The sequence below is a fragment of the Rhizobium sp. NXC14 genome (assembly GCF_002117485.1).
In the GTDB taxonomy this organism is placed as follows: domain Bacteria; phylum Pseudomonadota; class Alphaproteobacteria; order Rhizobiales; family Rhizobiaceae; genus Rhizobium.
The window spans coordinates 1,213,505-1,240,089 of the sequence record NZ_CP021030.1 but is presented as its reverse complement, the minus strand read 5'-3'; the positions used below and the strand labels follow the sequence as shown (position 1 = coordinate 1,240,089).

General features: G+C 61.7%; 24 protein-coding genes and 2 pseudogenes. 9 read left to right on the top strand and 17 right to left on the bottom strand.

Annotation, left to right across the window (positions count from 1 at the left end; genetic code table 11):
• The first annotated feature begins 19 nt into the window (after nucleotides 1–19).
• Nucleotides 20–538, top strand: coding sequence for a MarR family transcriptional regulator (locus tag NXC14_RS06120; protein WP_085780006.1), 519 nt, complete (start codon nucleotides 20–22; stop codon nucleotides 536–538).
• 175 nt (nucleotides 539–713) lie between these two features.
• Here NXC14_RS06120 and NXC14_RS06115 read toward each other — a convergent pair whose 3' ends face one another.
• Nucleotides 714–1,136 (bottom strand): organic hydroperoxide resistance protein, encoded by a 423-nt coding sequence (locus NXC14_RS06115; RefSeq protein ID WP_064837534.1) that lies wholly within the window; start codon nucleotides 1,134–1,136, stop codon nucleotides 714–716.
• A 125-nt stretch (nucleotides 1,137–1,261) separates the two neighbouring features.
• Here NXC14_RS06115 and NXC14_RS06110 point away from each other — a divergent pair, with 125 nt between their 5' ends.
• A complete protein-coding gene (locus NXC14_RS06110; protein WP_085777402.1) occupies nucleotides 1,262–1,744 on the top strand; it encodes a MarR family transcriptional regulator in 483 nt (160 codons plus the stop codon).
• A 39-nt stretch (nucleotides 1,745–1,783) separates the two neighbouring features.
• On the opposite strand, the gene NXC14_RS06105 is transcribed toward NXC14_RS06110, so the two are convergent.
• The 7 genes from NXC14_RS06105 to NXC14_RS06070 all read right to left on the bottom strand — a co-directional run bounded on the left by NXC14_RS06105 (nucleotide 1,784) and on the right by NXC14_RS06070 (nucleotide 6,358).
• On the bottom strand, nucleotides 1,784–2,020 hold the full coding sequence (locus NXC14_RS06105; RefSeq protein ID WP_085777401.1) for a hypothetical protein: 237 nt from the start codon (nucleotides 2,018–2,020) through the stop codon (nucleotides 1,784–1,786).
• Nucleotides 2,021–2,159: 139 nt separating this feature from the next.
• On the bottom strand, nucleotides 2,160–2,396 hold the full coding sequence (gene rpsU, locus NXC14_RS06100) for a 30S ribosomal protein S21 (RefSeq protein ID WP_011424510.1): 237 nt from the start codon (nucleotides 2,394–2,396) through the stop codon (nucleotides 2,160–2,162).
• Nucleotides 2,397–2,452: 56 nt separating this feature from the next.
• The gene (locus NXC14_RS06095; RefSeq protein WP_085777400.1) at nucleotides 2,453–2,737 is read right to left on the bottom strand and encodes a cold-shock protein; all 285 of its coding nucleotides are present in this window, start codon (nucleotides 2,735–2,737) and stop codon (nucleotides 2,453–2,455) included.
• A gap of 167 nt (nucleotides 2,738–2,904) precedes the next feature.
• Entirely contained in the window at nucleotides 2,905–3,114 is a 210-nt protein-coding gene (locus tag NXC14_RS06090) for a cold-shock protein (protein ID WP_085777399.1), read from the bottom strand.
• Between the two features lie 227 nt (nucleotides 3,115–3,341).
• Nucleotides 3,342–4,076 (bottom strand): L,D-transpeptidase, encoded by a 735-nt coding sequence (locus NXC14_RS06085; protein WP_085777398.1) that lies wholly within the window; start codon nucleotides 4,074–4,076, stop codon nucleotides 3,342–3,344.
• A gap of 141 nt (nucleotides 4,077–4,217) precedes the next feature.
• Nucleotides 4,218–5,024 (bottom strand): L,D-transpeptidase, encoded by an 807-nt coding sequence (locus tag NXC14_RS06080; RefSeq protein WP_085777397.1) that lies wholly within the window; start codon nucleotides 5,022–5,024, stop codon nucleotides 4,218–4,220.
• A gap of 410 nt (nucleotides 5,025–5,434) precedes the next feature.
• Nucleotides 5,435–6,358: an alpha/beta fold hydrolase gene (locus NXC14_RS06070; protein WP_085777395.1), complete on the bottom strand. Its 924-nt coding sequence runs from the start codon at nucleotides 6,356–6,358 to the stop codon at nucleotides 5,435–5,437.
• A gap of 174 nt (nucleotides 6,359–6,532) precedes the next feature.
• On the opposite strand from NXC14_RS06070, the gene NXC14_RS06065 reads away from it, so the two are divergent.
• Nucleotides 6,533–7,108: a nucleotidyltransferase family protein gene (locus NXC14_RS06065; RefSeq protein WP_085777394.1), complete on the top strand. Its 576-nt coding sequence runs from the start codon at nucleotides 6,533–6,535 to the stop codon at nucleotides 7,106–7,108.
• Between the two features lie 56 nt (nucleotides 7,109–7,164).
• Here NXC14_RS06065 and NXC14_RS06060 read toward each other — a convergent pair whose 3' ends face one another.
• The 3 genes from NXC14_RS06060 to NXC14_RS06050 all read right to left on the bottom strand — a co-directional run bounded on the left by NXC14_RS06060 (nucleotide 7,165) and on the right by NXC14_RS06050 (nucleotide 10,887).
• Nucleotides 7,165–8,790 carry a cisplatin damage response ATP-dependent DNA ligase gene (locus NXC14_RS06060; protein WP_085777393.1) on the bottom strand — a complete coding sequence of 542 codons (1,626 nt, stop codon included), beginning with the start codon at nucleotides 8,788–8,790 and terminating at the stop codon, nucleotides 7,165–7,167.
• A gap of 231 nt (nucleotides 8,791–9,021) precedes the next feature.
• Nucleotides 9,022–10,032 carry a ligase-associated DNA damage response exonuclease gene (locus NXC14_RS06055; protein ID WP_085777392.1) on the bottom strand — a complete coding sequence of 337 codons (1,011 nt, stop codon included), beginning with the start codon at nucleotides 10,030–10,032 and terminating at the stop codon, nucleotides 9,022–9,024.
• Between the two features lie 51 nt (nucleotides 10,033–10,083).
• Nucleotides 10,084–10,887 (bottom strand): alpha/beta hydrolase, encoded by an 804-nt coding sequence (locus NXC14_RS06050; RefSeq protein ID WP_085777391.1) that lies wholly within the window; start codon nucleotides 10,885–10,887, stop codon nucleotides 10,084–10,086.
• A gap of 122 nt (nucleotides 10,888–11,009) precedes the next feature.
• Here NXC14_RS06050 and NXC14_RS06045 point away from each other — a divergent pair.
• Nucleotides 11,010–11,975 (top strand): annotated as a pseudogene (locus tag NXC14_RS06045) (glycerophosphodiester phosphodiesterase family protein).
• A gap of 19 nt (nucleotides 11,976–11,994) precedes the next feature.
• Here NXC14_RS06045 and NXC14_RS06040 read toward each other — a convergent pair.
• Entirely contained in the window at nucleotides 11,995–13,785 is a 1,791-nt protein-coding gene (locus NXC14_RS06040; RefSeq protein WP_085777390.1) for a PAS domain-containing methyl-accepting chemotaxis protein, read from the bottom strand.
• 460 nt (nucleotides 13,786–14,245) lie between these two features.
• Here NXC14_RS06040 and NXC14_RS06035 point away from each other — a divergent pair, with 460 nt between their 5' ends.
• Nucleotides 14,246–14,968: a LuxR family transcriptional regulator gene (locus NXC14_RS06035; protein WP_085777389.1), complete on the top strand. Its 723-nt coding sequence runs from the start codon at nucleotides 14,246–14,248 to the stop codon at nucleotides 14,966–14,968.
• A gap of 309 nt (nucleotides 14,969–15,277) precedes the next feature.
• Complete coding sequence (locus NXC14_RS06030) at nucleotides 15,278–18,586, top strand: adenylate/guanylate cyclase domain-containing protein (RefSeq protein ID WP_085777388.1); 3,309 nt, start codon at nucleotides 15,278–15,280, stop codon at nucleotides 18,584–18,586.
• A gap of 154 nt (nucleotides 18,587–18,740) precedes the next feature.
• On the opposite strand, the gene NXC14_RS06025 is transcribed toward NXC14_RS06030, so the two are convergent.
• Nucleotides 18,741–21,050, bottom strand: a complete 2,310-nt coding sequence (locus NXC14_RS06025) for an EAL domain-containing protein (RefSeq protein ID WP_085780005.1) — start codon at nucleotides 21,048–21,050, stop codon at nucleotides 18,741–18,743.
• 247 nt (nucleotides 21,051–21,297) lie between these two features.
• On the opposite strand from NXC14_RS06025, the gene NXC14_RS06020 reads away from it, so the two are divergent.
• A complete protein-coding gene (locus tag NXC14_RS06020; protein ID WP_085777387.1) occupies nucleotides 21,298–22,665 on the top strand; it encodes a TIGR03808 family TAT-translocated repetitive protein in 1,368 nt (455 codons plus the stop codon).
• A gap of 19 nt (nucleotides 22,666–22,684) precedes the next feature.
• On the opposite strand, the gene NXC14_RS06015 is transcribed toward NXC14_RS06020, so the two are convergent.
• Nucleotides 22,685–23,149, bottom strand: a complete 465-nt coding sequence (locus tag NXC14_RS06015) for a YbhB/YbcL family Raf kinase inhibitor-like protein (RefSeq protein WP_085777386.1) — start codon at nucleotides 23,147–23,149, stop codon at nucleotides 22,685–22,687.
• Nucleotides 23,150–23,217: 68 nt separating this feature from the next.
• Nucleotides 23,218–23,439, bottom strand: a pseudogene (locus tag NXC14_RS06010) (hypothetical protein); the annotation flags it as partial.
• Between the two features lie 246 nt (nucleotides 23,440–23,685).
• On the opposite strand from NXC14_RS06010, the gene NXC14_RS06005 reads away from it, so the two are divergent.
• Nucleotides 23,686–24,351, top strand: coding sequence for a glutathione S-transferase family protein (locus NXC14_RS06005; protein ID WP_085777384.1), 666 nt, complete (start codon nucleotides 23,686–23,688; stop codon nucleotides 24,349–24,351).
• Nucleotides 24,352–24,354: 3 nt separating this feature from the next.
• Here the strand turns inward: NXC14_RS06005 and NXC14_RS06000 are convergent, their stop codons facing one another.
• Nucleotides 24,355–25,251: a LysR substrate-binding domain-containing protein gene (locus tag NXC14_RS06000; protein WP_085777383.1), complete on the bottom strand. Its 897-nt coding sequence runs from the start codon at nucleotides 25,249–25,251 to the stop codon at nucleotides 24,355–24,357.
• Between the two features lie 179 nt (nucleotides 25,252–25,430).
• Between NXC14_RS06000 and NXC14_RS05995 the strand changes: the two genes are divergently transcribed.
• On the top strand, nucleotides 25,431–25,616 hold the full coding sequence (locus NXC14_RS05995) for a hypothetical protein (protein ID WP_085777382.1): 186 nt from the start codon (nucleotides 25,431–25,433) through the stop codon (nucleotides 25,614–25,616).
• Nucleotides 25,617–25,874: 258 nt separating this feature from the next.
• Here the strand turns inward: NXC14_RS05995 and NXC14_RS05990 are convergent, their stop codons facing one another.
• Nucleotides 25,875–26,336, bottom strand: coding sequence for a DUF2231 domain-containing protein (locus NXC14_RS05990; RefSeq protein WP_085777381.1), 462 nt, complete (start codon nucleotides 26,334–26,336; stop codon nucleotides 25,875–25,877).
• Nucleotides 26,337–26,585 lie beyond the last annotated feature (249 nt).

Here is a 26,585-nt window from a genome sequence, read left to right as displayed (position 1 = left end):
ATATCAATATAAAATGAGCATGTCAAATTCGATCGAGCTTCCCTTTTCGACGACGCTGATGGTGCGCGACACCTGCCTCTGCCTCCATGTGCAGCGCGCGGCACGCGCGCTTGCCCGGCTGTTCGACGATGCGCTGCGGCCGACCGGCCTCACCAACGGGCAGTTTTCCCTGATGATGTCGCTGAACCGGCCGGAACCGCCGCCGATGGGGCCGGTCGCCGCCCTGCTCGCCATGGACCAGACGACGCTGACGGCGGCGCTGAAGCCCTTACAGCGCAGGGGCTGGGTGGCAGTGGTGGAGAACCCCAGGGATAGGCGCGGCCGGCTGCTCAGCCTTACCGCAGAAGGCAAGGCGGTATTGGCAAGAGCACTGCCGATCTGGGAAAGCACGCATGCGGCCCTCGACGATGAATTGCCGGGCGGCGTTCTACGGCTGCGGCAGGATCTGCAGGCGCTGTCGGGGGTGACGGTGGAAGCGCCGAAGCCGGCTGAGGCGTCGGGCCGGCCGCGTCAAAGTGGACGGGCGACGGGCGATTAGGGCGACCTGCCCCTCATCCGCCTGCCGGCACCTTCTCCCCATTTTGACGCGGAGAAGGGATATGCCGTAACCTCTCCGTCCCAAGCCGACCTTTCGCAGGGCACGTCCCCTCCCCCCGTCAGAACGGGGAGAGGGTTAGGGTGAGGGGCAATTCCAAGGCGCTGAATCGCCGTGATCAGGCGACGGTGACCGGAACTTCGGTCGAGGTGCGCATTGCGTGGCTGTAGGGGCAGACGATGTGGGCCGCGGCAGCAAGCTTTTCGGCGGTTTCGCGGTCGAGGCCGGGGATATCGACCGTCAGCGCTACTTCGATGCCGAAGCCGGTGCCGTCTTCGCGCGGGCCGATGCCGACCTTGGCGGAGACGGTCGTCTCTTCCGGAATCTTGACCTTCTGCTGGCCTGCAACAAATTTCAAGGCACCGAGGAAGCAGGCGGAGTAGCCGGCAGCGAAGAGCTGTTCGGGATTGGTGCCGGTCGCGCCGTCACCGCCGAGTTCCTTGGGAACGGTCAGTGTCACGTCCAGAACGCCGTTTTCGGAAACGGCGCGGCCGGCGCGGCCGCCGGTGGCAGAGGCTTTGGTCGTATAGAGAATAGGCATGACGATCTCCTTTGGTCGGCCCTTCGATCGGGTTGGAATTTTACTATCGCACAATCAAATTGTACGCAAGTTAATTTTGCAAATTGCATTTCACGAATGGAAAGAGGACAATCGCGGCCTCGGGGATGACGGATATGAAAGCGCAAACGGTAAAGACGATGGAAATACCTGAGGAAGAGAAGCGGCTGGAAAAGCAGCTGTGCTTCGCCGTCTACGCGACGGCGCATGCTTTTACCCGCGCCTATAAACCGATCCTCGACAGGGTCGGCCTCACTTATCCGCAATATCTGGTAATGCTGGTGCTGTGGGAACGCAGCGCACTACCGGTGAAGACGATCGGCGAGCAGTTGGACCTCGATTCCGGCACGCTGTCGCCGCTGTTGAAACGGCTGGAGCAGAGCGGGCTGATCAAGCGCATCCGCGATCTGCGCGACGAGCGACAGGTGATCGTGTCGCTGACGCCGAAAGGCGAAGCGATGAAGTCAGAGGTCGATACGATCATGACGGCGATCGGAAAAGCCGCCGGCTGCACGATCGAGGAAATGGCCGAGATGCGCGACATGCTGCATCGGCTGCGGGCCAATCTCGGCCGGGCCGGCGACGGCTGAAAGCCCCTGCCCCAAGCCGGTATGACGTCTGCGGCGGGATCAGGACCGCCGAGTGGCGGCCTTCGCCGTCGTGCGGCGCTTTTTTGCAGGCGCAGGTGCGGCATCCGCGTCTTCGGCGGCCTGCTGCAGACGAAGCGCCCTCAGCTTCTCCGTCTTCTTGTCACGCGCCGATGCCTCGGCGGCAATGATGGCGCGGGCCGTGTGATCGGTCGCTTCGGCCTTGTCGCGAGACGAAAGCTTGGCGGGGTTGAAGAATTCTCCCTTGGTGGCGGTCATGTGCCCCCTTTCTCGGGTAGTGTCGGCGTTTGATCCTTGCATTTCGGATGCCAACATCATTTTACGGCCGGGACGTACTTCCACAAGGCCGAGATGTGGCGACCGGCCCGTGACATAGGGCCGGCATGCCACGGCCGGATCAGCGAGCGCGGACAGCCTTCTTCGGCGCCGGCAGCAGGCCCTCGCGCTGCAGCTTCTTGCGGGCAAGTTTGCGCTGGCGGCGGACGGCCTCCCCCTTTTCGCGGGCACGCTTCTCCGACGGCTTCTCATAAGCGCTGCGCGCTTTCATTTCCCGAAAAAGCCCTTCACGCTGCATCTTTTTCTTAAGCACGCGCAACGCCTGATCGACATTGTTATCCCTAACGAGTACCTGCAAGCGAATATCCTTCCTGTCGGCGGCGAGGCCGCTGTCATATGATAAAAAACGGCGGGCTACTTGCCCATGCGGATTCCCGAAAATTTCAGCCACGGCTCGGCATCATCGGCTTTGGCGGCCGCCTCAAGTGACGCCGCCCGTGGCGATTCCCCGATGTCGATATCGTCATCGGTGATGCGGCGCTCGAAATTCTCGCCGGTGAACTGAACGCGATATTGCACGTGCCCGTGATCGTTGGGCAGGATGCTGGCGATCCGGCATCGCTTGTCTGCCTTTGCCGTGCGGGTCAGGCCGGACTTCAGCACGATCATGTCGCCGACCTTGTAGCTTGGTCTGCTCATTCTGCGTCCCTCAACTCTTCGGCTGCTCAACTTCAAAACAAAAGGCCGGGCTTGAACCCGACCTCTTCCAGTCATTCAGCCACCAAGCTGCCTTTGACGGTCAGCGCGCTGCCAGTACATCCGTGGTCAGCGCGCCGCAATCTGTGGTCAACCAAGGCGAATGACAATCATGCGGCCTGAAGGTTGTCGGCCGCGCTCTTGCCGGAACGCTTGTCGCGGACCAGGTCGTAGCGGACCTTCTGGCCTTCGGTGAGTTCGCGCATGCCAGCGCGCTCGACTGCCGAAATATGGACGAAAACGTCCGTGGAGCCGTCATCAGGCTGAATGAAACCGAAACCTTTGGTGCCATTGAACCATTTGACTACGCCTGAATTCATAACGATTTCCTTTTCAACCGTTTGAGTGCACCCGTGGCAGAATATCCGCGGGAAATATCGATGCTGAGAGGAGATCTGACGAAGCGCGTTGGCGCATGGACAAAGGTCACGAGCATATTCGATAGGCACCATGTAGGCCTTTTACCGAATTAAGCAATGCTAAATCGAAAATAAAACTTTTCCGAGCGGTGAGCAGAGGCGGCCGACTGACGACCGCCCCGGCGGCGTCACTGCCAGACGACGATCGGCGCCTTTGTCGGAACGCGGTCGTAGAGATCGATGATATCCTGGTTCAAGAGCCTGACACAGCCCGAGGAGACGGCCTTGCCGATCGAGCGCCAGTCGGGATTGCCGTGCAGGCGATAGAGCGTGTCCTCGCCGTTCGAGAAGATATAGAGGGCGCGGGCGCCGAGCGGGTTCTTCAGGCCCGGCTCCATGCCGCCGTTCTCGATCGAGTATTTGACCAGTTCCGGCTGGCGGGCAACCATCTCGTTCGGCGGCTTCCAACGCGGCCATTTCTGACGCCACTGGATGACGCCCGATCCCTGCCAGGCGAAACCCTCGCGGCCGATGCCGACGCCGTAGCGCATCGCCATTCCATCGGCCTGGACGAGATAGAGGAAACGCGACGGCGTATCGACGACGATGGTGCCGGGCGGCTGGCCGGTGGGGTCGAGGACACGCTGTCGATAATAGCGCGGATCGATCTCTTCATAGGGAACGGCGGGAATGAGGAAGCCGCCGTCCTCGATCGGGCCGTACATGACGGCAAGCTCAGGCCCGCTCGGCACGCTGGAGGCACCAGGCGACTGGAACAGGCGCATGGGCGAGCGGTAAATGATCGAAGTATCGCCCGATGTCACTGTGTTGACGGAGGAGGCGCAGCCGGTGAGCGCAGAGGCTGCCGTCAGAGCCGAAAGGGAAAGAAAGCTGCGGCGGGAAAGATGTCTATCGGAACTCATGACGCGGGACTGATTTCCTTTTGATGCGGGAATCCTGGAATAACGACACCAGGAAATCTATCGGCTTGCGCCAAATAAACCATAGCTTCACGCAGACGTGTTCCGGCCGGAGCCGACGATATGAAGAGCGCTGTTGCAGCGCTACATCACAACGATCTCGGCCTTGGCAGGAAGCCGGTCGTAGAGATCGACGACATCCTGGTTCAGCATGCGCACGCAGCCCGACGATGTCGCCTTGCCGATCGACTGCCAGTCGGGCGTGCCGTGAATGCGATAGAGCGTATCCTGGCCGTCCTTGAAGATATACATGGCGCGCGCGCCGAGCGGGTTCTGAAGCCCGGGATTCATGCCGCCGTTTTCCGCCGAAAAGGCGCGGACTTCCGGCTGGCGCGAGACCATTTCGACCGGCGGCGTCCAGCGCGGCCATTTCTGCTTCCACTGAATGACGCCGCGGCCCGACCAGGCGTAACCGTCGCGGCCGAGGCCGACGCCGTAGCGCATCGCCTTGCCGTTAGCCTCGACCAAATAGAGGAAACGCGCCTTGGTATCGACGACGACGGTGCCAGGGCGCTCGGTCGTCTGGTAATCGACCTCCTGGCGCAGGAACTGCGGCTGGATGCGGCTGACCGGGATCGCCGGCAGAGTGAAATCCTCGACGCGCTGCTCGCCATACATCGCCATATGCACGGGATTGGTGAGCGGCAGGCCGTAGGTCTGGTGGAACTGGGTCTTGTAAAGCTCGCGCGTCTGCGGCACCGGCTGATCGGGGATCGGCCGCACCCGGCGCGGATCGACGCCCGGCGGCTGATAGAAGACCGGCGAGGTTTCCTGGACGAAGCGGGCGGGCGAATCGGCAGCGACATCGGGGATCAGGATGTTGCAGCCGCTGAGCGGCGCGACAGCAATCATAAGCCCGGCAATCGGCAGAACGCGACGCAGAAATTTCATGGAACCACCCTTATCAACGATCGGCGAGACAGCGATATCTGCCGGGAGGATGGCATTCGCGGCTGGCGCGAGGCTGGCGTTGGGAAAAGCCGGAAGTTAAGCAAGTCCCCGAAACGCCGCCAAAGCAACCACACCTCAGGGCCACCCCCACTGCCGAGCCAAGCTCCCTACGGTCGAAAACGCGGCAAATAGGAGCATCAGCGGAAAAATCCGCTTTGCATACCAGCCATGCTCGGCCGGGCTCATTTTCAGCAAGTCACGACGGCTCGTGATGAGCGGAAGCATCAGCCAGAGCACAACGAGCAAGGTCACGGCTGCTGCGCCGAAGAATATGTTGCCAGCCATGATCAGAGACTACAACTTCCGCCAAATTCAGCAATGCGCCAATGACTTCAAGGGGGGCGCGAAGCTTACGCCGCCACACCGTGGAAGAAGCGGATGCTCTGTTCGATCTCGGCCGGCAACGCCGAGGTGTGGTTGCCGGCGACGGTGTCGGTCTCGATATGGACGCCGGCGGCGCGGGCGCGGCGGGCGAGCAGATCGGCGCGGTCGTTGAAATGTGACTCTTCCGTACCGTGGACGACCCGGATAGGGCATTTGAAGCTGTGGGCGTAACAGAGCGCCGAGCGCACCTCGAATTCATGCGCATCGCTGTCGTCGAAGCGGATGTCCTGCGGATAGCGGCTGAAGAAACGGAAGGCGTTCGGATTGCCCGAAATCGGCGCGGCGGCGCGGAATTTTTGGCTGCTCATCGCCGTCAGCATGGTCAGCGTGCCGCCGATGCTATGGCCGGCGATAAACAGGCGGCCGGAATCGACGCCCGGCAGATGCGCCAGGCGCTCGGTTGCGGCAAGCACATCGTCGACCTCATCGTAGAAGCCGGAGAAATTGCCCCTCTGGCCGTTTTCGCCGCGCAGCGACGGCATCATCACGACATAGCCGGCATCCATGTAGGGCTTCATCAGCTGCCAATGGCCGATGCCCATGGCATTGCCGCCATGCAGGAAGAGCACGGCCGGCTTGGCAGTGCGCTCGCGTTTGTACCGGGAAACCCATGCCACCAGTTCTAGCTCGCCGCCATAGCCGGAGCGGTAGAATATCTTCTCGGCGTCGGCAGGCGCGGTCAGCGGTTCGTATTTATCCGGCGCCGGCCCCTTTTGCAGGAGTTTCGTGCGGAAGCGGCGGCGGACCGCGGCATAGTCGTGCTTGGCAAGGCGCGGCTCGTCGGGGACATCGAAGGCGGTCGCCATGCGCGGCAGGACGAGCGCGCCGGCAAGTCCCGCCAGCACGGCGCGGCGTTGGCGGAAAAAGGAATTTTGTTCATGCGAGCTCATGACGCGGCACCCAAATCATTTCCCCGGCACGCCAGATTTGCATCGGAAAAACGATGCCGCCAATACACATGATGTTGAAAATATTGCCCTGCGTCATTGTTGCACAGGTTGCAACGCAAAGCCTATCGCAACAATCTGCACCGGAAGTCAGATCGTAAGCGAAATAGGGAATCAATGCCGAAGCCGCAGATGGAACTCCAGGCCATCATTTCGAAGAGTCCGCTGCTCTCGACAGTGCTCGAACGCTGGGACGAAATCGACTTGCCCGATGGGCGCCTTGTCGCCGGCGCGATTGCCCAGACGGTCTGGAACCACGCCTTCGACTTCGTCCACGATCACGGCATCGATGACATCGATCTTATTTATTTCGATGACAATGACCTGTCCGAAAGCGCGGAAGCAGACCACTCGGTCCGTATCCGGAGCTTGTTCTCCGATCTGCCTGTCTGGATCGATGTGAAGAACCAGGCGAGAGTTCATCTTTGGTATGGGCAAAAATTCGGGCATGTGATTATGCCCTACACCTCCACGGATAATGCGATCACCACCTTTCCGACAACGGCTGCCGCCGTCGGCATTCGGCCGGTGGACAACAGGGTGGATCTATACGCGCCCTACGGCTTGTCCGATCTATTAGCGCCGCTCGTCCGCGCCAACAAGAAACAGATTGGCCGGGAGATTTATGAAAGGAAGATCGCGCGCTGGCGTAAACTGTGGCCGGATCTTCAAATCATCCCCTGGGACGAGTAGGTGGGCCGGCCGATGACTTTCCCAAGCCGCCGCAAGCGTTGGGGACATGCCTCGGGTCACTCCGGCTTCGCATCGATCATGGCGACCAGTGTGCGGAGGCGGTCGGCCTCGTAAGGTGGCTTGTCCGGGCGAAGGCGGGCGATGCGGGGGAAGCGCATGGCGACCCCCGATTTGTGCCGTGTCGAGCGGTTGATGCCCTCGAAGGCCACCTCGACGACGAAGCCGAAATCCCGGTCGGCGCGGACGGCCCGTACCGGGCCGAAACGTTCGGTCGTGTTGTTGCGCACGAACTTGTCGAGCAATTCGAGTTCGGCATCGGTGAAACCGAAATAGGCCTTTCCGACCGGCACCAGCTGTTCGCCGTCCTCGTCATCGGCCCAGACGCCGAAGGTGAAATCGGAATAATAGCTGGAGCGCTTGCCGTGGCCGCGCTGGGCATACATTAGCACCGCATCGACATTGTAGGGGTTGCGCTTCCACTTGAACCAGGGGCCTTTCATCCGGCCGGCCTGGTAGATGCTGTCACGCCGCTTGATCATCACGCCCTCGATCACCGGATCGGGCGGGGCGGCGCGCAGAGCATCGAGCTCCTCCCATGAGGAGAAAGGCACGAGCGGCGAGAGGTCGAACCGATCATGGGGCGCGCGCTCGATGATATCGGAGAGACGCTCGCGGCGCTCGACATAGGTGCGCCCGCGAATATCCTCGTCATCGTCGAAGAGCAGGTCATAGGCGCGGATGAAGGCGGGATAATCGTCGAGCATCTTCGCCGTCACGGTCTTGCGGTTCAGGCGCTGCTGCAGGTCGGAGAAGGTGCGCGTCGGGCTGTTGGAGCGGGCGGTGCCGCCGACAAGCAGCTCACCGTCGACGACGCCGGAAAAATTGATCGCGTCGAGAATATCGGGAAAGGCGCCCGAAATGTCGTCGCCGGAGCGGGAATAGATCTTGCGCCTGTCGCCGGAGCGCGACAGCTGGACGCGGATGCCGTCCCATTTCCACTCGGCGGCATAGTCGGTCGGCTCGAGACCTGCCAGGTCTCCCTCCTCCACGGCATTGGCGAGCATGACGGAATGGAAGATCGCCGGTGTCGCCAGAGCCGGTTTGTCGCCGCCGCCCGCCAGCCATTGGAACAGCGTCTCGTAAGGCGGCTGCAGGCCGTGCCAGAGAGTCTCGATCTCGGTGACGTCCTTGCCGCCGAGATCGGCCAGCGCCTGTTTGGCAAGACGGGCGGAAACGCCGATGCGCAACGCGCCGGTCGTCAGCTTGATGAAGGCGAAACGGCCGGAGGAATCCAGCCGGTCGAGCAGATCGCGGACATAGGCGCGCACTTCGGTGCGGCCGAGACCGTTCATGCGGGTGACTACCTCGCCCAGGCGCGGCTGAGCCAGGGCCGAGCGGTCTATGTCCCGCTCATTGTCCCAGACGAGCGAAATGGTTTCGGCGAGATCGCCGACATAGTCGTAGGAATAATGAAACAGCACCTCGTCCATGCGCTCCAGCACGAGGTCGCGCAGCATGGCAGGCTTGACGTCTCGCACTTCGAGCGTGCCGGCGATGGCGGCAAGGCCGTAACCGCGGTCCGGGTCGGGCGTATCGCGGAAATAATCGGTGAGCAGCTTGAGCTTGCCGTTGCGGCTGGGGGTCAGGACCAGGCGGTCGAGGAGGTCGGCGAAGGCTTTCATGCGGGCCTCCCTGCTCTGGATAAAGACCCCTCCCCGACTTCGCGGGGAGAAGACCCCTCCCCAGCCCCTCCCCACAAGGGGGAGGGACTAACCCGTAGCGGTGGCTTGCCCCAAAGAGCTGTCTCTTCATGCGGGGACGTCAGACGTAAAATGCGACGGGCGCGGCGCGGTAGCCCCTCCCCCTTGTGGGGAGGGGTTGGGGAGGGGTTTTCACGCAGTGCGCAACTCATCTCAATCCGCCTCATCCTCATAGCCCACCAGATGCAACGGTTTCGCCCTTATGCCTTGCAGGTGGCACCAGCGCACCAGCGCCTCCTCGCGGCCATGGGTTACCCAGACTTCAGCCGGATTCAGTTCGCGGATCGTTTCGGTCAGTTCCGGCCAGTCGCAATGATCGGAGATGACGAGCGGCAGTTCGACGCCGAGCTGTTTGGCGCGCTGGCGCACCATCATCCAGCCGGAGGCGAAGGCCGGCAGCGGTTCGTTGAAGCGCCGGGCCCAGCGGTCGGCAAAAGCCGATGACGGGCCGATGACGACGGCGCCCCGGAAGGTGGATTTGTCGCGGCTTTCTATCGTGGCGGGCTGCAGCTCGCCGAGATCTATTCCTTGGCCGACATAGTAGTCGCAGAGCTTTTCCATGGCGCCGTGGATATAGATCGGCTCGGCATAACCGGCATCGCGCAGCAGCCGGATGACGCGCTGGGCCTTACCCAGCGCATAAGCGCCGACGAGATGGGTGCGCTCGGGAAATTGCCGGAGCGAGGCCAGCAGCTTGCCGGTCTCGTCGATCGGATCTGGATGATGGAAGACCGGCAGGCCGAAGGTCGCCTCGGTGATGAAGACATCGCAGGCGACCGGCACATAAGGCGCGCAGGTCGGGTCTGGGCGGCGCTTGTAATCGCCGGAGACGACGATGCGGGTGCCGTTCTTCTCGATGGCGATCTGAGCCGAGCCGAGCACATGGCCGGCGGGGTGAAAACTCACCTTGACGCCGTTGATGAGCAGCTCCTCGCCGAAACCGGCTATCTGCTCGCTGGCGCAGAAGCCCTCGCCATAACGCAGGCGCATGATGTCGAGCGTCTGACGGGTGGCGAGCACGTTCACATGCCCCGGCCGGGCGTGGTCGGAATGGCCATGGGTGACGAGCGCCCGTTCGACAGGCCGCACCGGATCGACGTAAAAGCCGCCCTCCGGGCAATAGAGCCCTTCCGGGGCGGGATAAAGCAGCGCATCAGCTCTCATGATGCAAGAGATAGCGGGAAACGGGCGCGGGGCCAGAGGAAGCGATCGTCATCACCTGATCCCGTCGAGAAAGGATATGATTGCTGCGTTGAACTCCGCCGGCCGCTGCAAAGGGGCGAAGTGGCTGACGCCAGGCAGGTAGATCATCTGAGCGTCCGGGATGCTGCCGGCAAGATATTCGGCATGCTCGGCTTTGATGAATTCGTCGTGTTCGCCGAGCACGATCGCGACCGGAACGCCGATGCGGCCGAGGTCCTCCGCCCCATAATTCGGCTCGGTCCGCATCATCAGGCTGACCGCCTCGACGAAGGAATTGAAATCGTCCGGCGTGGCGGACAATGCCGCATAATCCTTGGCGTGTCGGGCGAAACATCGGTCGATGACCGGGGTCGGAACAAATTCCAACGTACCGCTCGGATCCATGTTGCAGGCGAAGAAGAAGACGCCCTCGACACGCGACGGCGCCGTCATGGCGAGGATAAGCGCGATGCAGGCGCCGTCGCTCCAGCCGACGAACGCCGCCCTTTCCAGCCGCAGTTCGTCCATCACCGCCAGCACGTCGGCAGCCATCAGCTCATAGCTGTAGGGACTGACATCGCGGGTGCTTCGTCCATGGCCGCGGCTATCGATCAGCACGACACGGCGGCCACTGGCAAGGAGCGCCGGGACCTGGTAGCCCCAGTTGCCGCTATGGCCGAGGCCGCCATGCAGCAGAATGACGGCAGGGCCTGTGCCGTAGCTCGCGTACCAGATGCGAGCCCGGGCGCGCCCGACATGGCCTTCGACAGCAGCCAATGGCAGCGGGGCCGCCCCCTGCGCTTCGAAATGAATGAGCTCGTCGTCCTGTCGTTCCATAGCGGTCCCAATCCTTTCCGGCGAATAATCCCGCGCATAGAAAAGCCGGAAAACAGCCCAAGAACAACCAGAATCGCTTTCTAGCTGTTGCCTTCATCGATGCAATCAGGAGGAGCAGAGAGATGGGCAGGAAGCTTTTCTATTGCGCGGCGGCGATCGCGCTCGCAGCCGCCGGCATCTATCTCAACAATACCAGCCGCATTGCCGAGCATCGGCCGGAAAGCCGGTGCTGCTCGCCCATCGCGGCATTGCCCAGCGGTTCGACGAGACCGATCTGAAAAACGACACCTGCACGGCGAGCCGCATGCTGCCGCCCAGGCACGGCTATCTGGAAAACACTGTACCGTCGATGCAGGCAGGCTTCGCCGCCGAGGCCGACATCGTCGAAATCGACGTGCATCCGACGACCGACGGCGAATTCGCCGTCTTTCACGACTGGACGCTCGACTGCCGCACCGACGGACACGGCGTGACCCGCAAGCATTCGATGGCTGAAATGAGAAGGCTCGACATCGGATACGGCTATACCGCCGACGGCGGCAAGACCTTTCTCTTTCGCGGCCAGGGCATCGGCATGATGCCGACGCTGGCGCAAGTACTTTCGACCTCTCCAGATCGGCGCTTTCTCATCAACATCAAGAGCCGCGATCCGTCCGAGGGGGAAAAGCTCGCCGCCGTGCTGAACGCGCTTCCGGCGGCACAGCGGGCCGGCATCATCGTCTATGGCGGCGACGAGCCGATCGACGTTCTCGGCCGGCTCGCACCGGATATCAAAACCGCCTCGCGCAAAAGCCTGAAGGGCTGCCTGTTCGGCTATGTCGGCTATGGCTGGACCGGCCTCCTGCCCGAGGCCTGCAGGCATCGGATGATGCTGGTGCCGGTTAGAGCCTTGGCTGTGGGGCTGGCCGGACCGCTTTCTCAACCGGATGCAGGATGCCGGAACGGAGGTTTTGGTGCTCGGCCCCTATCGCGGCGGCGATTTTTCCACCGGCATCGACGATGCCGCGCAGCTGGCGCGGCTGCCGCGGGATTATGCGGCAGGCCTATGGACGAATGAGATCGAGACGATCGGCAAGCTCATGAAATGAGGCGGAGTCTCCGCGCGCCTCAGAACTCCTGCGAATCGCCGCCGGCGACTGCCGTATTGCCGTGGAAGGCCGCGCTCACCTTCGCGGCCATTGCACGCGGTGCCGATGGAATAGGTCTGGAAGCCGCGGTTGCCACGGCGGGGCGTGATTGGCGCAAGCCCCCGCTTCCGATGTTAAACTGCCCCAGCAGCTGGAAGAGCGCGTCGGCCTCCTTGGCGAGGCTGTGGGCGGCGGCCGTCGATTCCTCGACCATGGCCGCATTTTGCTGCGTACCCTGGTCCATGGTGTTAACCGCGGTGTTGATTTCCTTCAATCCTGTCGCCTGCTCCTTGGAGCTTTCGACGATTGCCAGAACATTGCCGTTGACCTGCTGAACCTGAGCGACGATTTCTTCCAGAGCCTTGCCGGTCTCCCCGACCAGGCTCACTCCGCTCTTCACGTGCTCGTTGGAGGCGCTGATCAGCTCCTTAATCTCCTTCGCCGCTTTGGCCGATCTCTGAGCCAGCTCGCGAACTTCCTGTGCGACCACGGCAAAACCCTTGCCGGCATCGCCCGCGCGTGCCGCCTCGACGCCGGCGTTCAGCGCCAACAGATTGGTCTGAAACGCGATTTCGTCGATCACGCCGATGATATTGCCGATCTCGGCCGACGATGTTTCGATCTTGCCCATGGCTTCGACGGCGTTGCGGACAACGGCGCCGGAGCGCTCGGCATTCTCGCGGGTCCTCCGCACCAGCTGGCCGGCCTCCTGGGCGCGGTTGCTGGAATCGGAGACGGTTGTGGTGATCTCTTCGAGCGCGGCGGCGGTTTCCTCGACGGAGGCCGCTTGCTGTTCCGTGCGCTTCGACAGATCGTCCGAGGCGGAACGAACCTGCTGGGCTCCGGCAGCGATGCCTGTTGCGTTTTCGGCCACGGCCTGCATCGCTGCGCGCAGCTTGCCGACGGCGGCGTTGAAGTCGGTCCGGATTTTTTCCAGCGTCGGAATGAATGGAGTTGCGACTTCCTGGGTCAGGTCACCGCCGGACAGCGCCATCAGGGATGCCGCCAGCTGATCGACGTTGTTGACGCGGGCGGTCACGTCCGTCGCGAACTTGACGACTTTGAAGACCTTGCCGTTCATGTCGAAGATCGGATTGTACGATGCCTGGATATAGACCTTTTTGCCGCCCTTGCCGATGCGCAGGAACTCGTCGGCTACGAATTCGCCGGCTGACAGACGCACCCAGAAACGCCGATAATCGTCACTGTTGGCGTAAGCGCTGTCGCAAAACATCGAATGATGGCGGCCCTGGATCTCGGCCAGCTGATAGCCGAGCGCCGACAGGAAATTCTCGTTGGCCGTCAGTATCTCGCCCTTCGGCGTGAATTCGATAACCGCCTGGGCGCGCGACAGCGCGCTTATCTTGCCGGCATCCTCGGCGCTCTGCAGCTTCTGCTTGGTGATATCGGTCGCGAACTTCACGACCTTGTAGGGTTTCCCGCCGCTGAAGACCGGATTATAGGAGGCTTCAATCCAGATTTCCTTGCCGCCCTTGCCGATGCGCTTGTACTGGCGCTGATCGAACTCGCCGCGGCCGAGCTTTGCCCAGAACTCGCGATATTCGGGCGACGCGGCTTCCGCCTCTTCGACGAACATCCGGTGATGCTGGCCGACGATCTCGGACAAGTCATAACCGAGCGCGGCGCAAAAATTGGCGTTGGCGGTGAGAATCCTGCCGGCGAGGTTGAATTCGATGATGGCCTGCGATCTGCTCATCGCGGCTAGCACGGCCTTGGCATCCGAACCGAAGCCAAATCCTAATTTCTTCATGCTCTTCCCCCTAGCTCAAATCGAGCGAACGACTGCCGCCACCCATCACGGATTTGCGCTGGACGGGCACCCCGAAAATAGAATGCGATTAAATCTTTAAGCTTCCTTTAACCGAGCCGTCGCGAAACCGGATGCGTGACATCCGACCGATGCTGAAAGAAAACCCAATTCGATCAGTTATTTGCATTAAGATTTCGCGTCGGAAGCTGACCTTCCGGGGCGTTGTCGAACGCGCCGCCACTGATTTTTTGGCCTTGGCCGGCGTCGAATGGTTCGAAGATCCGTAAACTCTTTGTTAAGCAATGGCCGCCCGCCTGTTTCCGACAGCCAAGGGTGTTTCCGTTTGTTCTCTGTAGATGTATATTCCTCCGTGCTTGGAGCACGCAGAATCAACTTCCGATAAGAGCGGATAAGTGGACACCTCAGCCGCCCGGCGCCGCGAATGCCATCGGAGAAAGCCATGCCGCTCGAGGCCGAGTTCAATCGAATTGAGGAAGTCGCCGCAGGCTTCAAGACGCATTACGAAGTCTTCAAATATATGAAGCGTCTTACCCAGGATCTGGGAATGACGGCTTTCCTGATCATGACGCTTCCTACCGTCGACGTCGTCGAAATAGGCGCGACAAAGATCATCACCAACTGGCCGGCGGAGATGGTCGACTATTACGACGCCCATAACCTGTTGGTCGACAGTCCTGTCATCCGGCGGATGCTGAGGTCGACCAGCCCTTTCAACTATGATGTCGAGGCGATCAATACCGATCGTGGAGAAGGCAAGAAGTCCACCGTGATCGAGTTGTTCAGGCGGTACGGCATGGAAAAAGGCGCCTATTTTCCCGTTCACGATGCCGCGGGCGGACGCGGTGCGATGTCGATTTCGGGGTCTCGGAATTTCAGCATGGTCGAAATGGCGAAACTCCTGTTTGTCGCGACGCTCATTTATGATCGGCTGTCACAGCTGACACTGAACGAGAAACACAAGCCGGTTGCCTTTACGCAGAGCGAGCTGGACTGCCTGAGGCTGACGGCCGGAGGCAGAAAGAGCAGCGAGATTGCCAAGCTTCTCGATCTGTCGGAAAACGTGGTCAACAATCAGATCGGCAGCGTGATCAGGAAGCTGGGATGCACGACAAGAACGCAGGCAGTTGTCAGCGCTCTGCGCCTCAACATCATTCGGGTCTAGACGCGGAGCCTCAATAGGTTATCTGGGTGGGAGTGAGCCAATTGATGCCTGCATCACAACAATGGACGCCGTGCATATCCTTGAGCTCTAACTGCGTTTTCCGCAAGAATTTCCTCGCATGAAAGAGGCCGATATCCAGGTCGCTACCGGCGGCGACCGTTATTGTGACCACAGACCGCCGTTCATCGCTGCTGTCGCAAGGGGCGATTTATCGCTTCATTGACATGATCGCGGTCACGGAATGATGATGCGCGACGGCAGGTCTTGGTCTAGTATGGCGGGGCGAATTCTAGCGAGGGGGAAGCCGTCGTGGACATTGCCTCCTGGTTGCGAGGCCTTGGCCTTGAGCAATACGAACAGGCATTCCGCGAGAATGCGATCGATGCAGACGTTCTGTCCGACCTGACCGACGCAGACCTCCGCCAGCTCGGGATTCTGCTCGGGCATCGCAAGCGGCTCCTCAAGGCAATCGCGGAATTGGAGCGGACTGCAAACCGCTTCGATTCGACCGCTGCCGAGCCCGTCGCCGAGCGCCGGCAGCTCACCGTCATGTTCGTCGATCTCGTCGGTTCCACAGCGCTTTCGTCGCGTCTCGATGTCGAGGATCTGCGTGAGATCATCGGGGCTTTCCATCGCTGTGTCGCCGATACGATCGCCGGCTTCTCCGGCTTTGTGGCCAAGTACATGGGCGACGGCGTGTTGATCTATTTCGGTTACCCGCAGGCGCGCGAGAACGACGCGGAGCAGGCGGTGCGAGCCGGCCTTGCTCTCGTGGACACTATCGGGCGGCTGCAGCAGTCCGAGCCCTTGCGGGTTCGCGTCGGCATTGCCACCGGCCAAGTGGTCGTCGGCGATCTGATCACCTCGGACGAAGGGCAGGAGCGCGGCGTCGTTGGCGAGACGCCGAACCTTGCGGCACGTTTGCAAGCTCTTGCCGAGCCAGATGCCGTTCTGATCGCACCGCAAACGAGGCAGTTGCTCGGTGAACTTTTCCAATACCGCGATCTTGGGGCAGTCGCTGTGAAAGGGTTTCCGGAGCCCATCCGCCCATATCAGGTCGTGAGCGAAAGCGCCGTCGATAGCCGGTTCGAGGCGCTGCACGGGACGACACCTCCGTCCCTGATAGGTCGTGAGGAGGAGCTCGAGGTGCTGCTGCGACAGTGGCATTGCGCGAAAAATGGTGAAGGCCGCGTCGTGCTGCTCTCGGGCGAACCTGGGATAGGCAAGTCGCGGCTCGCCGTTGCCTTGCAAGGGCGTATCCAGAATGAACCGCATACCCGCCTTCGCTATTTCTGCTCGCCACATCGCCAGGACAGCGCGCTCCATCCGACCATTGCGCAGCTCGAACGGGCCGCCGGCTTCCAGCGGGAAGACACGCTGGAGAGGAAACTCGACAAACTGGTGGCGCTGCTTGCTCCAATCTCGCAAGAGGATGGAACGTTGCTCGCCGAGCTGTTGTCGCTGCCGACCGAAGGCCGCTTCCCACCTCTTCAGCTCACGCCCCAAAGAAAGAAAGAAAAAACGTTCGAAGTGTTGATTGCTAAGCTCGAGGCGCTGTCGAGACATGGCCCGGTTCTGATGCTCTTCGAGGATGTGCACTGGCTCGACCCCAGTTCGCGCGAGCTGCTCGACCTCGTCATCGAGACGGTGCCTCGCCTGCGGGTCCTGCTTCTCGTCACGTTCCGTCCCGAGTTTGAACCGACCTGGACCGATCAGGCCCACGTAACGATGCTCCTGCTTAACCGGCTCGGCCCACGTGACGGCGCAGCACTCGTTAAGCAAGTGGTCGGCAGCCGAGAACTGCTTAGCGAAATCGCTGCGGAGATCGTCGAGCGTACCGATGGAGTGCCGCTCTTCATCGAAGAGCTGACGAAGGCAGTGCTGGAGAGCGGCGATGCCCATACTGTACTTTCGCATGCGGCCACGACTGCGTTGAACGTTCCGGCCACATTACAGGCTTCATTGATGGCGCGGCTCGACCTTCTTGGCTCTATCGCCAGGGAGGTCGCCCAGGTCGGCGCCGTTATCGGACGCGAATTCTCCTACGAATTGTTGGCAGCCGTCGCACGGCGAAACGCGATTGAATTAGATGGAGCGCTGGATCAGCTCGTCGCCGCCGGTCTCGCATTCCGCCGCGGGACGCGGCCACTGGCCACGTACCTCTTCAAACATGCGCTCGTTCAGGACGTAGCCTATGGCACGCTTCTACGAGGCAAACGCCAGGAATTACACAGGCGTGTCGCAATCGCGTTAGAGGAACAATGGACCGAAATCGCCGACGTGCAACCCGAACTTCTCGCGCATCACCTGCAAGAAGCCGGAGATTGGGCGGCTGCTCTCGAGCGCTGGCAACAGGCCGGAGAGGCCGCGGTGGCCCGAGCTGCCACTCGCGAAGCCGTGTCGCATTTTGCCAGTGCTATCGAGTGCAGCAAGAGACTGGGCGATGTATCCGGCGGCGCCGAACGAGTGACACGACTCCACCTTTCCATGGCCAATGCTCTGATGCAGGCCCAGGGGTATCGCTCCGAGCGCCTTGGGAAAACACTTGAAGACGCATATCTTGCCGCCGCAACTACAGATCTGGTCAAGTTGCAATGTGACGTTGTGCTTTCACTCGGTCCTTTTCATTTTGCCACCGGGCGCAATCGCGACTACCTGACGATCGCCGATGAGCGACAAACAAGAAGCGCCGATCTTCTGCCTCCGGCGTATCTGGGTGGCCTTTGGACATGGAAGGGGGTTGCTCATTTCAACCGGGGAGAACAACCCCTGGCAGCCGAGGCCCTGCGTAGGTCGTTGGATGTGACTGATCGCATTGATCCCGGTCAGCACATTTTGCTAGGCGGTGGAGATCAACGTGTTGTTGCCCAGTTCTATTTTAACAATTCGCTGATATTCATGGGTTTCGTCGATGCTGCGGTCGAATTGAAAAAGCAGATTGCAGGAGCTGTTGATCAACTCGATAAGCCATTCGACCGCGCCTGGCACTTTCTCACCCAGTGCGATTTGTGCGCCTTATTTGGCCAGTATGAGGAGCTCCTCGAGAACGCTTCTAAGATCGTCGAGATTTGCGAACGGCATGGCTACGCGGCCCGTCGAAGCGGCGGCCTCAGGTGGCGTGGTTATGCCCGCTGGCATCTAGGTGAACCGGATGCCGGTATCGAAGACGTTCTGGAGAGCTTGCTTCTTTGGCGAGGTCAGGGGGTCGTATTTCACACCCCCTATCGGGCATGCATCCTTTGTGATCTTCTCCTGCCCGCCGGTCGCATCGAGGACGCATCGCGATTGCTGGATGGCGTCGACGGACTGGTTTCCGATACGGACGAAGCGTGCTGTCTGGCAGAATGCGTTCGCCTTCGCGGCCAGATTGCTGCGGCAAGAGGTGATCTGACGGGCGCCGCGCGCCTGTTCGAAACAGCCATCGCCACTGCCCACCGGCAGCATGCAAAACTCTTTGAGCTTCGCGCCATCACACAGCTAGCACCGGCTCTGGCACGACAAGGTCGCGTCGAAGATGCCGCAGCGCGTCTGCGAGCGGCGGTCGATATGTTTGACGCCAGGCATCAGATCGTGGACCTGATTGCGGCACAATCGGCGCTGGATATGCTGTGCAGTTAAGGCGGGTCTCTTTGCATCGAGGAGAGCTGCCTTGCGGCCGCTGATGCTCAGTGATTTTCAACGGATATCGATCGACAACAACCAGCCGGTTTCCACCGGGGCAAAGCGATATTGTGGAACTCGCACATCAGCGTAGGCGGCAAGCGGAGGCCGGTCAGGGAGCGTGATTCCACGGCAACTGCGCCTGCAGCAACAACGGAACCTGCTCCGGTAAGACGGGCTTCGAGAAACGGTAGCCCTGCGCCTCCTCGCAGCGCGCCCGCCGCAGGAAAGCCATCTGGGCATCGGTCTCGACGCCTTCGGCGAGAACCGACAGCTTCAGCTTCTGCGCCAGCGAAATGACGGCCGAGGCGATGGCGACGGCCGTTTCGTCGCCCGGCAGGGCCTCGACCAGCGAACGGTCCATTTTCAGCCTGTCGAAGGGGAAGGTCTTCAGTGCCGCAAGGCTGGAATAGCCGGAGCCGAAATCGTCGATCGACAGGCGCACCCCGAGCGCCCTCAGCTGCTCCATCATGGCGAGCGCGCGCTCGGCATCCTGCATCACCACGCTTTCGGTGACCTCGAGCTCCAGCCAGCGGGACTGCAGGCGGTTGCGCTCCAGCGCCTCGGCGACATGGCTGGCGAAATCCGGATCGGCGAACTGCTTCGCCGAAACATTGACGGCGATCGTCACCGGCGTCAGGCCCATATGCTGCCAGTTGCGCGCCTGGCGGCAGGCCTCGTTCAGCACCCAGAGGCCAAGGGGAACGATGAGGCCGGTCTCTTCGGCAATCGGGATGAAACTCGCCGGCGGCACCCTGCCCTTTGCCGGATGGTTCCAACGGACCAGCGCCTCGATGCCGGTGATGCGGCCGGTGGCGACATCGACCTGCGGCTGATATTCCAGGAACAGCTGATCGGCTGTTATCGCCTGATGGAGCTCCTCCTGCTCGCCGCGCGGCATGCCGACCCCGCTGCTGTCGCCATCATGATGCTGCAGCGTGTTGCGGCCGAATTGCTTGGCGCGGTACATGGCGCGATCGGCGTTGGCGAGAAGCTCTTCCGAGGTGGCGCCGTCGACGGGAAAGGCGGCGACGCCGATGCTCGAGGTGATGACGATCTCACCGCTCTCGCCTTGCATCGGCCGAGTAATTGCCTTCTGCAGGTCGCGAAGACGGCGGCTGATGCCGGCATCATGGCTCGACTGGTGGACGAGCACAACGAGGAATTCATCGCCGCCGAGGCGCACCACCATATCGGAGGGACGGATGCTGTTGGCCATGCGGGTGGCGATCTCCCTCAGCACCTCGTCGCCGGCGGCGTGGCCGCGGCCGTCATTGACGTCCTTCAAGTTATCGAGATCGATATAGGCGACCGTGACCTTGCGATTGTTACGCCGGGCCTGGTCGAGGATGCCGGCCAGCCTTTCCTTCAGAAAGGCTCGGTTCGGCAGGCCGGTGAGATCGTCATGATGCGCCATGAAATGGATGCGATCGTCGACGCGCTTGCGTTCGATGGCGATGCCGGCGATGTGGGTGGCGAGCGCCACCAGCCTCATTTCATGCTCGGTCGGACGGCGTACCTCCCTGGAATAGAGGGCGAAGGTGCCGAGCACATTGTTCTCAGAGGTAGCGATCGGCGTCGACCAGCAGGAGCGAAAGCCGAAAGGCGCAACCAGCCCGCGGAAATCCTCCCACAGCGGATCGCTCATCACGTCCTCGACGATGACGGGCTGGCCGCGCCAGGCGGCGGTACCGCAGGAGCCGACCTTGGGGCCGATGGTGACACCATCGATGAGCCGGCTGTAGCCGCCGGGAAGATTGGGAGCCGCACCGTGATAGAGCCGGGTGCCCTGGCCGTCGAGCAGAAGAACCGAGCCGTCGATATCCGTCAGCTGGGCTTCGATCATCAGCACCAGCGCCTCGAGGATCATCGGCAGCGGTTCATTGCGGGCGATCATCTCGAGCAGTTTCGCCTGGCCGCGATGGAGATCCTCCTGCAGCTTGCGTTCGGTGATATCGCGGGAAACGCCGATCAGGCCGACGACGTCGCCGCGATCGTTGCGCAGCGGTATTTTCGAGGTCAACCGGCATACCGGCTTGACGGCGCCGGGAAGGACGACCGTCTCCTCCATGTCGATGCGTGCTGCGCCGCTCGCCATGATCTGCTGCTCGATATCGAAATGGCGGCGCGCCGCCTCGAAGTCGAACAGGTCGAAATCGCGCTTGCCGGCGATCTCTTCGGCGCTGAGGCCGAGGCTGGCCGCCGTGACGGCGTTGGCGAAGACAAAGCGGCTGTCACGGTCCTTGACGTAGAGGAAATCCGGAAGTTCGTGGATAATCGCCTTCAGGCGCAGGTTTTCAACGCCTTCCGAGAGGAGATGGGCGGTAGACGCCATCATCGCCTCGGTGGCGGCAACGAAGCGCCGTGTTTCGGCCGTCAGGGAATCGAGCGATTCCCATCGCCCGGCACTCGCTTCATGCATAACGCCATTCTCCTGCAGCGGCTGAAGGGCCTGCAATATCCATTTATTTTCCCCTCAAAGTAGTCTCCATTCCCTTCGGGTTGCTTAAATGAAAGAGTGAATAACACACCAATATAAGCGGCGAGATCCTGCCATCGGTCCCTGTCGCAGCAAGAATTTCGGATTGATGTGACGGGCCTGTGCCAAAAGAAGACAGGCGGGCTGGCACATTTTCTGCTACGGGCGCTTCATGACAGGAGAGCCCGGAATGCCTTTTCGCCGCGACATGCTTCTCTTTCTCGGCGCCTCCGCGCTTGCGGGCGGGACATCGCGCACGCTTGCCTCGCCGCTGACGGCTGCCAGCCAGCCGGATCTCCGCGGTACGATCGACGCGGTGGAATATCGCGCCGTTCCCGAAATTGGGGACCGCAAGATCCGCAACCTGGAGCAGATGATCAGACAGGCGGCGGCCGAGAACGTGCCGGTCTTCCTGCCGCCCGGCACCTATAAGATCTCCAACCTCAGCCTGCCCGACAATACCCGCATCTCAGGCGTGCCCGGCGCCTCCCGGATCGTCTATACCGGCGACGGCCATCTGTTTGCGGCCGAAAACATCAGGCGCATCGAGCTTTCCAATCTCGTCATCGACGGCGGCAACCGCTGGCTCGGCGACTACGCCGGCGGGCTTCTGCAATTTACCGGCGTCGACGAGGTGCTGATCGACAATTGCGAGATCGGCGGCAGCCGCAAACACGGCCTGCAGCTGGAGCGCTGTGGCGGGCGGATCGAACGCAGCCGCATTTCGGGCGCCGCCCAGTCCGGCCTCTACGCTGTCGATTCCGCCAATCTTTCGATCGTGGCAAATACGGTCTCGGATTGCGGCAATGGTGGCATTCTCGTGCATCGTTGGAAGAAGGCGGAGGACGGCACGGTCGTCTCCGGCAACCGGATTTCCAACATCCGAGCCAATGACGGCGGCACCGGCCAGAACGGCAACGGCATCAATGTCTTTCGCGCCGATGGGGTGATGGTGGTGAACAACCAGATTTCCGACTGCGCCTTTACCGCTATCCGCGCCAATTCGGCCTCAGACATCCAGATCACCAGCAACCAGTGCCGGCGCTCCGGCGAGACGGCGATCTATGTCGAGTTCGCCTTCGAAGGCGCGGTCGTTTCCGCCAACGTGATCGACGGGGCAGCGAACGGCATCTCGATCGCCAATTTCGACGAAGGCGGCAGGCTCGCAAGCGTCACCGGCAATGTCGTGCGCAACCTGACACTGAAAGGTCCCTACACCCACGAGGTCGGCTTCGGCATCGGCATCGCGGCGGAGGCCGATACGCTGGTGTCTGGCAATGTGATCGAGGGCGCGCCGCGCTGGGGCCTGCAGATCGGCTGGGGGCCCTATCTCAGAAATGTCGTCGTCAGCGGCAACGTGGTACGCAAGGCGCCTGTAGGATGCGCCGTCTCGGTCGCCGAAGGCGCCGGCACCGCCGTCATCACCGACAACGTCTTCCAGGAGACGGCCGAAGGGGCCGTCCTCGGCTTCGAATGGGACAAACAGGTCTCCGGCGAGATGGCGGGCGGCGGCTCACCCTATAGGCAACTCACCGTGGAACGGAACCGTATTTCATGACAGGCGGCTCCGCCTCTGGTCATTGCGTCTGATAGGTGCCGGTGACGGTCGCTTCCGCCAATGCATGTTTCCTTGCCTCCGCCCACATCGCGCTGATGCCGGCGGCATCCGGAGTAGAAAGCTTCGGCACGTCGAGGGCCGCCAGGCGGAAGATGTAGTGATGCGGGCGATCGCCCGCCGGCGGCTGCGGACCGTCGTATCGGGCATTCCCGAAATCGTTCTTGTAGAAGCGGGGGGCTTGCTCCGGCGCCGTATCGACGCTTTCGGCAAGGGCGCTCCACTGCGCCGGGATATTGGCAATGCCGCAGTGACGGAACGTGCCGTGGGGAGCATCCGGATCCTCGACCACCAGAGCGAAGCTCCGGGTCCCGGCGGGAGCACCGCTCCAGGCAAGCGGCGGAAAGAGGTTCTCGCCGGCTCGCGCATATTTCTTCGGGATCGGCTGATCCTGGGCAAAAGCCTTGCTGATCAATGTCAAGGTCATGAAACTCTCCTTTCCTGATCGGGGCTCCTTCCTAATCGGGGCTCCTTCACCGTCAGGGACGACCGCTCCCCCTTTTTATGCTCGCTCTCCTGATTGCGGCCACGCATGATGACCCGATCGTCATTGTGAGGGTCCGGATCGGCCTTCAGATCGCCTTTCCGATAGGCCTCCTTTGCCTGCGCATTGCGTTGCAGATCCGCCTTGGCGTCGAAATCCTCGCCGGCATTTGCGGCTTTCTCGCGTTTCTCGATGACACGAAGCTGTTGTTCATGTGTCTTCTTGCCCGTCATGTGTTCCTCCTTTGCCTAGTGCGCGCTGCGCACGCGGGTCATCGCATTCGACGCCTCGACGGCGCCAATCACTGGGTCCAACCCGCCGGCCCTTTCATTGTTCCCCCTGTCAGGCAATTGTGCTCGATCTGCCGCCGGGAAGGCGCTCGCCAGATCAAAAGCTTTCATCATCCCATCAGCGGCGAGGACTTTTCCAGGGGTGATCCGGTGTTTACCTTTTCTGCGACAGATCGAGGGGGTATCGTCATGCTGACAATCTATGGAGTCTATCGATCGCGCGCTTCGCGCGTCTACTGGATGGCGGAGGAGCTCGGGCTCGAATTCCGCTCCGTGCCGGTGCTGCAGGCCAGGCGGCTCGCCGACCCGCTCGCCGAAGAGGCGCCGCTCAACACGCATTCGCCTGAATTCGCAGCCCTCAACCCGATGGCCCAGATCCCCAGCATTCGCGACGGCGATCTCGTCATGCACGAGTCGCTGGCAATCAACCTCTACCTCGCGCGCAAGCATGGCGGGCCGCTTTCCGGCCAAACCGTCGAGGAAGACGGATTGCTGACGATGTGGACGATCTGGGCGGCTTCGCAAGTCGAGCCGCATTCGGTGCGCATCGTGCTGACCTATGACAACGGGCTTGAAAACAGCGAGGACGGCAAGCAGACGATCGCCGCCGCCTGCTACGGGCTGCGCCGGCCATTTGTGGCGCTCGAAAGCCATCTCGCCGGCCGTCAGTGGATCGTCGGCGAGCGCTTCACCGTCGCCGATCTCAACATCGCCGAGGTGCTGCGCTATGCCCAGAGCGAGACGGACCTTTTCGACATGCATCCGAACATCAAGGCCTGGATCGAACGCTGCCAGTCCCGCCCGGCCTACAAGGCGATGCAGGCGGCGCGCGGCAAGGAGCCGATCGAAGTCTAAGGCCTACTGGAAAAGCGCCAGCGTGCCGGCCATTTCCTCGCGGATCCAGGCCTTGAAATCCTTGACCTTCTTCGGTTCGCGCGCGCCTTCGGCCGTCACAAAATAATGGCCGAAGCCGGTTTTCGCGCGAATGCCGAAGGGTGCCGCCAGCCGGCCTTCGGCCAGCGCGAAGGCGGCAAGCGTCTGCCAAGCGAGCATGACGCCCTGGCCGGCGATCGCCGCATCTAGGCAGAGCGAAGCGTCGTTGAAGACGTGGCGCGTCGACAGTGTCGCGCCCGACAGCCCGGCCTCGCGCATCCAGACTTCCCAGCTGAACATGGCAAGGCCATCGATGATGGCAGGCAAAGCGAGGATGTCGGCGGGCTGTTTCAGGTTCGCCGCCATCTCGGGCGAACAAACGGGAAAGACCTCCTGCTCCAGCAGCAGCTCGGCCTTCACATCGGGCCATTTGCCGGCGCCGACGCGGATGCCAATGTCGACGTCTGAGATCGCGGGATTGACGAGATTGGTCGTTGCATCCAGCCGCAGCTTGATGTCGGGGTAACGTTCGGCGAACCGATGAAGCCGATGGACGAGCCAGCGGGCGGCGAAGACCGGCGCCACCGAAATGGTCAGGATCGTATCGTCCTTGCGGCTTGCGATCGAGACTGCCTGCGAAAGACGGGCAAAGCCTTCGTCGAGCGCTGCAAGCACCGGCCGGCCGGCTTCGGTAGCGATCATGCCCCGGGCGGTGCGCTCGAAGATCACTTGCCCCAACTGCGCTTCGGCCTTGATCACCTGCTGGCTGACGGCGCCGACCGAGACGCCGAGCTCGTCTGCCGCCGCCTGCAACGAGCCGAGACGACCAACAGCCTCCAGCGCCCGCAGACCGTTGAGATGGACGCTATTCAGGTTCTTCATATAGTTTTTCTATAACGGTACCGCAGTAATCTCAATTGAAAAAGCACCGGCGCAGGCAGACATTGCAGGCATACAGAATCCCCGCTCGGCCAGTGATGGCACGATGCGCGGGAGAGCTTGTTCGGCACCAGCCGCCGGGTGATCATCTTTCCGCGCCGCTGGAAAATGCGAGGTTTGCCATGTCGTGGCTGAAGTTTTTCTTTAAGTCTGCCGCGCGGTCGCAGATCGACCCGGCCTGGAAGGATGACCCGTTGCGGCATCCCGAGGTCCAACGCATGTCGCTGCGCGAAATCGCCGATCTGCCGCTGGGAGCGGAGACCGGTTTTCATGCCGAGGCCAGGCCGCAGCTGGCGAAATGCGCGTGAGCACCGCTGCCGCACATTTGCTGAATTGGACGAGGCGAGCGCTCCGGTGGTGAATGCAGGAAGCAGCGCTGAAGGGCGTCCTTCGAGGCTTCGCCCTTTGGGCTGCGTGCCTCAGCATGAGGAGCGTTGGAGGGGGCCGCAGCCAATTGGAGGCGTTGGTGGTTCCGAACCGAAGCGCTCCGAGAGCCTTATCCTGAGGTGCCCCGCAGGGGCCTCGAAGGACGAGGCGGGCATGCTGCCGTTGAAGCATGCCGTTCATTATCTCGTCGGATTGCCCGGATCCTCGCTGACGCCGACGCGGTGGCGATAGACCATTTCCCAGCCCTTCCAGCCGTTGAACAGAAGAAGGGCGGTTGCGACCAGAGACAGCACCAATCCGGTCGGCACGATGAAGTCGCCGCCTTCGGCCATCCGCCGCCAGAGGTTGAAGGCCTCGATCAGGACGAGGACGACGTTGCCGATCATATGGAACCAGGCGTCGCGCAGGTCGCGAATGCGGCTGTCGCCGAGAAAGTCGGTCAATCCGGCAACAGCCGCCAGCGCCGCCATGACAAGGCCGGCGCCGAGCATCCAGTTGGTCGCATCTGCCCAGGCAGGATCGCCTGATCTGGCGTAGACGATGTCGACGACCAGCGTGCCGACGAAGGCAGCGATCGGGAACGGGATCAACATCGGGTGGATCGGATGACCGGCAATACTCAGGGTGCTTTTCGGATTCATCTTATTGTCCTACGACCTATTTCAAAGCGTCTTCCCTATGGCCGGAGACCTGCCCGGCCTCCGAATTCCAGGTATCGTGATCTCCCCGAGCAAATTTGGCCATGTCGAACAACTCGCCGGATTCCAGTTGCATCTAACATCTGAACCGCCTTGTTTGTTCCCGTCATAATCGACATGCTGAAACCTGCGGCTGTGGAGAAGAGACGCCGGCACAGAAGGTCCGCGACTCGCAAAAAGCAATCGCCCGGC

Bases quoted from the DNA above. Each gene is read 5' to 3' on its own strand.
- NXC14_RS06040 (WP_085777390.1), bottom strand. From the start codon at position 13,785: ATGAAGAAATTAGGATTTGGCTTCGGTTCGGATGCCAAGGCCGTGCTA.
- NXC14_RS06025 (WP_085780005.1), bottom strand. From the start codon at position 21,050: ATGCATGAAGCGAGTGCCGGGCGATGGGAATCGCTCGATTCCCTGACG.
- NXC14_RS06090 (WP_085777399.1), bottom strand. From the start codon at position 3,114: ATGAATTCAGGCGTAGTCAAATGGTTCAATGGCACCAAAGGTTTCGGT.
- NXC14_RS06035 (WP_085777389.1), top strand. From the start codon at position 14,246: ATGCCGCTCGAGGCCGAGTTCAATCGAATTGAGGAAGTCGCCGCAGGC.
- NXC14_RS06110 (WP_085777402.1), top strand. From the start codon at position 1,262: ATGACGGATATGAAAGCGCAAACGGTAAAGACGATGGAAATACCTGAG.
- NXC14_RS06000 (WP_085777383.1), bottom strand. From the start codon at position 25,251: ATGAAGAACCTGAATAGCGTCCATCTCAACGGTCTGCGGGCGCTGGAG.
- NXC14_RS06120 (WP_085780006.1), top strand. From the start codon at position 20: ATGTCAAATTCGATCGAGCTTCCCTTTTCGACGACGCTGATGGTGCGC.
- NXC14_RS06115 (WP_064837534.1), bottom strand. From the start codon at position 1,136: ATGCCTATTCTCTATACGACCAAAGCCTCTGCCACCGGCGGCCGCGCC.
- NXC14_RS06065 (WP_085777394.1), top strand. From the start codon at position 6,533: ATGCCGAAGCCGCAGATGGAACTCCAGGCCATCATTTCGAAGAGTCCG.
- NXC14_RS06085 (WP_085777398.1), bottom strand. From the start codon at position 4,076: ATGAGTTCCGATAGACATCTTTCCCGCCGCAGCTTTCTTTCCCTTTCG.
- NXC14_RS06080 (WP_085777397.1), bottom strand. From the start codon at position 5,024: ATGAAATTTCTGCGTCGCGTTCTGCCGATTGCCGGGCTTATGATTGCT.
- NXC14_RS06105 (WP_085777401.1), bottom strand. From the start codon at position 2,020: ATGACCGCCACCAAGGGAGAATTCTTCAACCCCGCCAAGCTTTCGTCT.
- NXC14_RS06095 (WP_085777400.1), bottom strand. From the start codon at position 2,737: ATGAGCAGACCAAGCTACAAGGTCGGCGACATGATCGTGCTGAAGTCC.
- NXC14_RS06015 (WP_085777386.1), bottom strand. From the start codon at position 23,149: ATGACCTTGACATTGATCAGCAAGGCTTTTGCCCAGGATCAGCCGATC.
- NXC14_RS06055 (WP_085777392.1), bottom strand. From the start codon at position 10,032: ATGAGAGCTGATGCGCTGCTTTATCCCGCCCCGGAAGGGCTCTATTGC.
- NXC14_RS06020 (WP_085777387.1), top strand. From the start codon at position 21,298: ATGCCTTTTCGCCGCGACATGCTTCTCTTTCTCGGCGCCTCCGCGCTT.
- NXC14_RS06060 (WP_085777393.1), bottom strand. From the start codon at position 8,790: ATGAAAGCCTTCGCCGACCTCCTCGACCGCCTGGTCCTGACCCCCAGC.
- NXC14_RS05990 (WP_085777381.1), bottom strand. From the start codon at position 26,336: ATGAATCCGAAAAGCACCCTGAGTATTGCCGGTCATCCGATCCACCCG.
- NXC14_RS06070 (WP_085777395.1), bottom strand. From the start codon at position 6,358: ATGAGCTCGCATGAACAAAATTCCTTTTTCCGCCAACGCCGCGCCGTG.
- NXC14_RS06005 (WP_085777384.1), top strand. From the start codon at position 23,686: ATGCTGACAATCTATGGAGTCTATCGATCGCGCGCTTCGCGCGTCTAC.
- NXC14_RS06050 (WP_085777391.1), bottom strand. From the start codon at position 10,887: ATGGAACGACAGGACGACGAGCTCATTCATTTCGAAGCGCAGGGGGCG.
- NXC14_RS05995 (WP_085777382.1), top strand. From the start codon at position 25,431: ATGTCGTGGCTGAAGTTTTTCTTTAAGTCTGCCGCGCGGTCGCAGATC.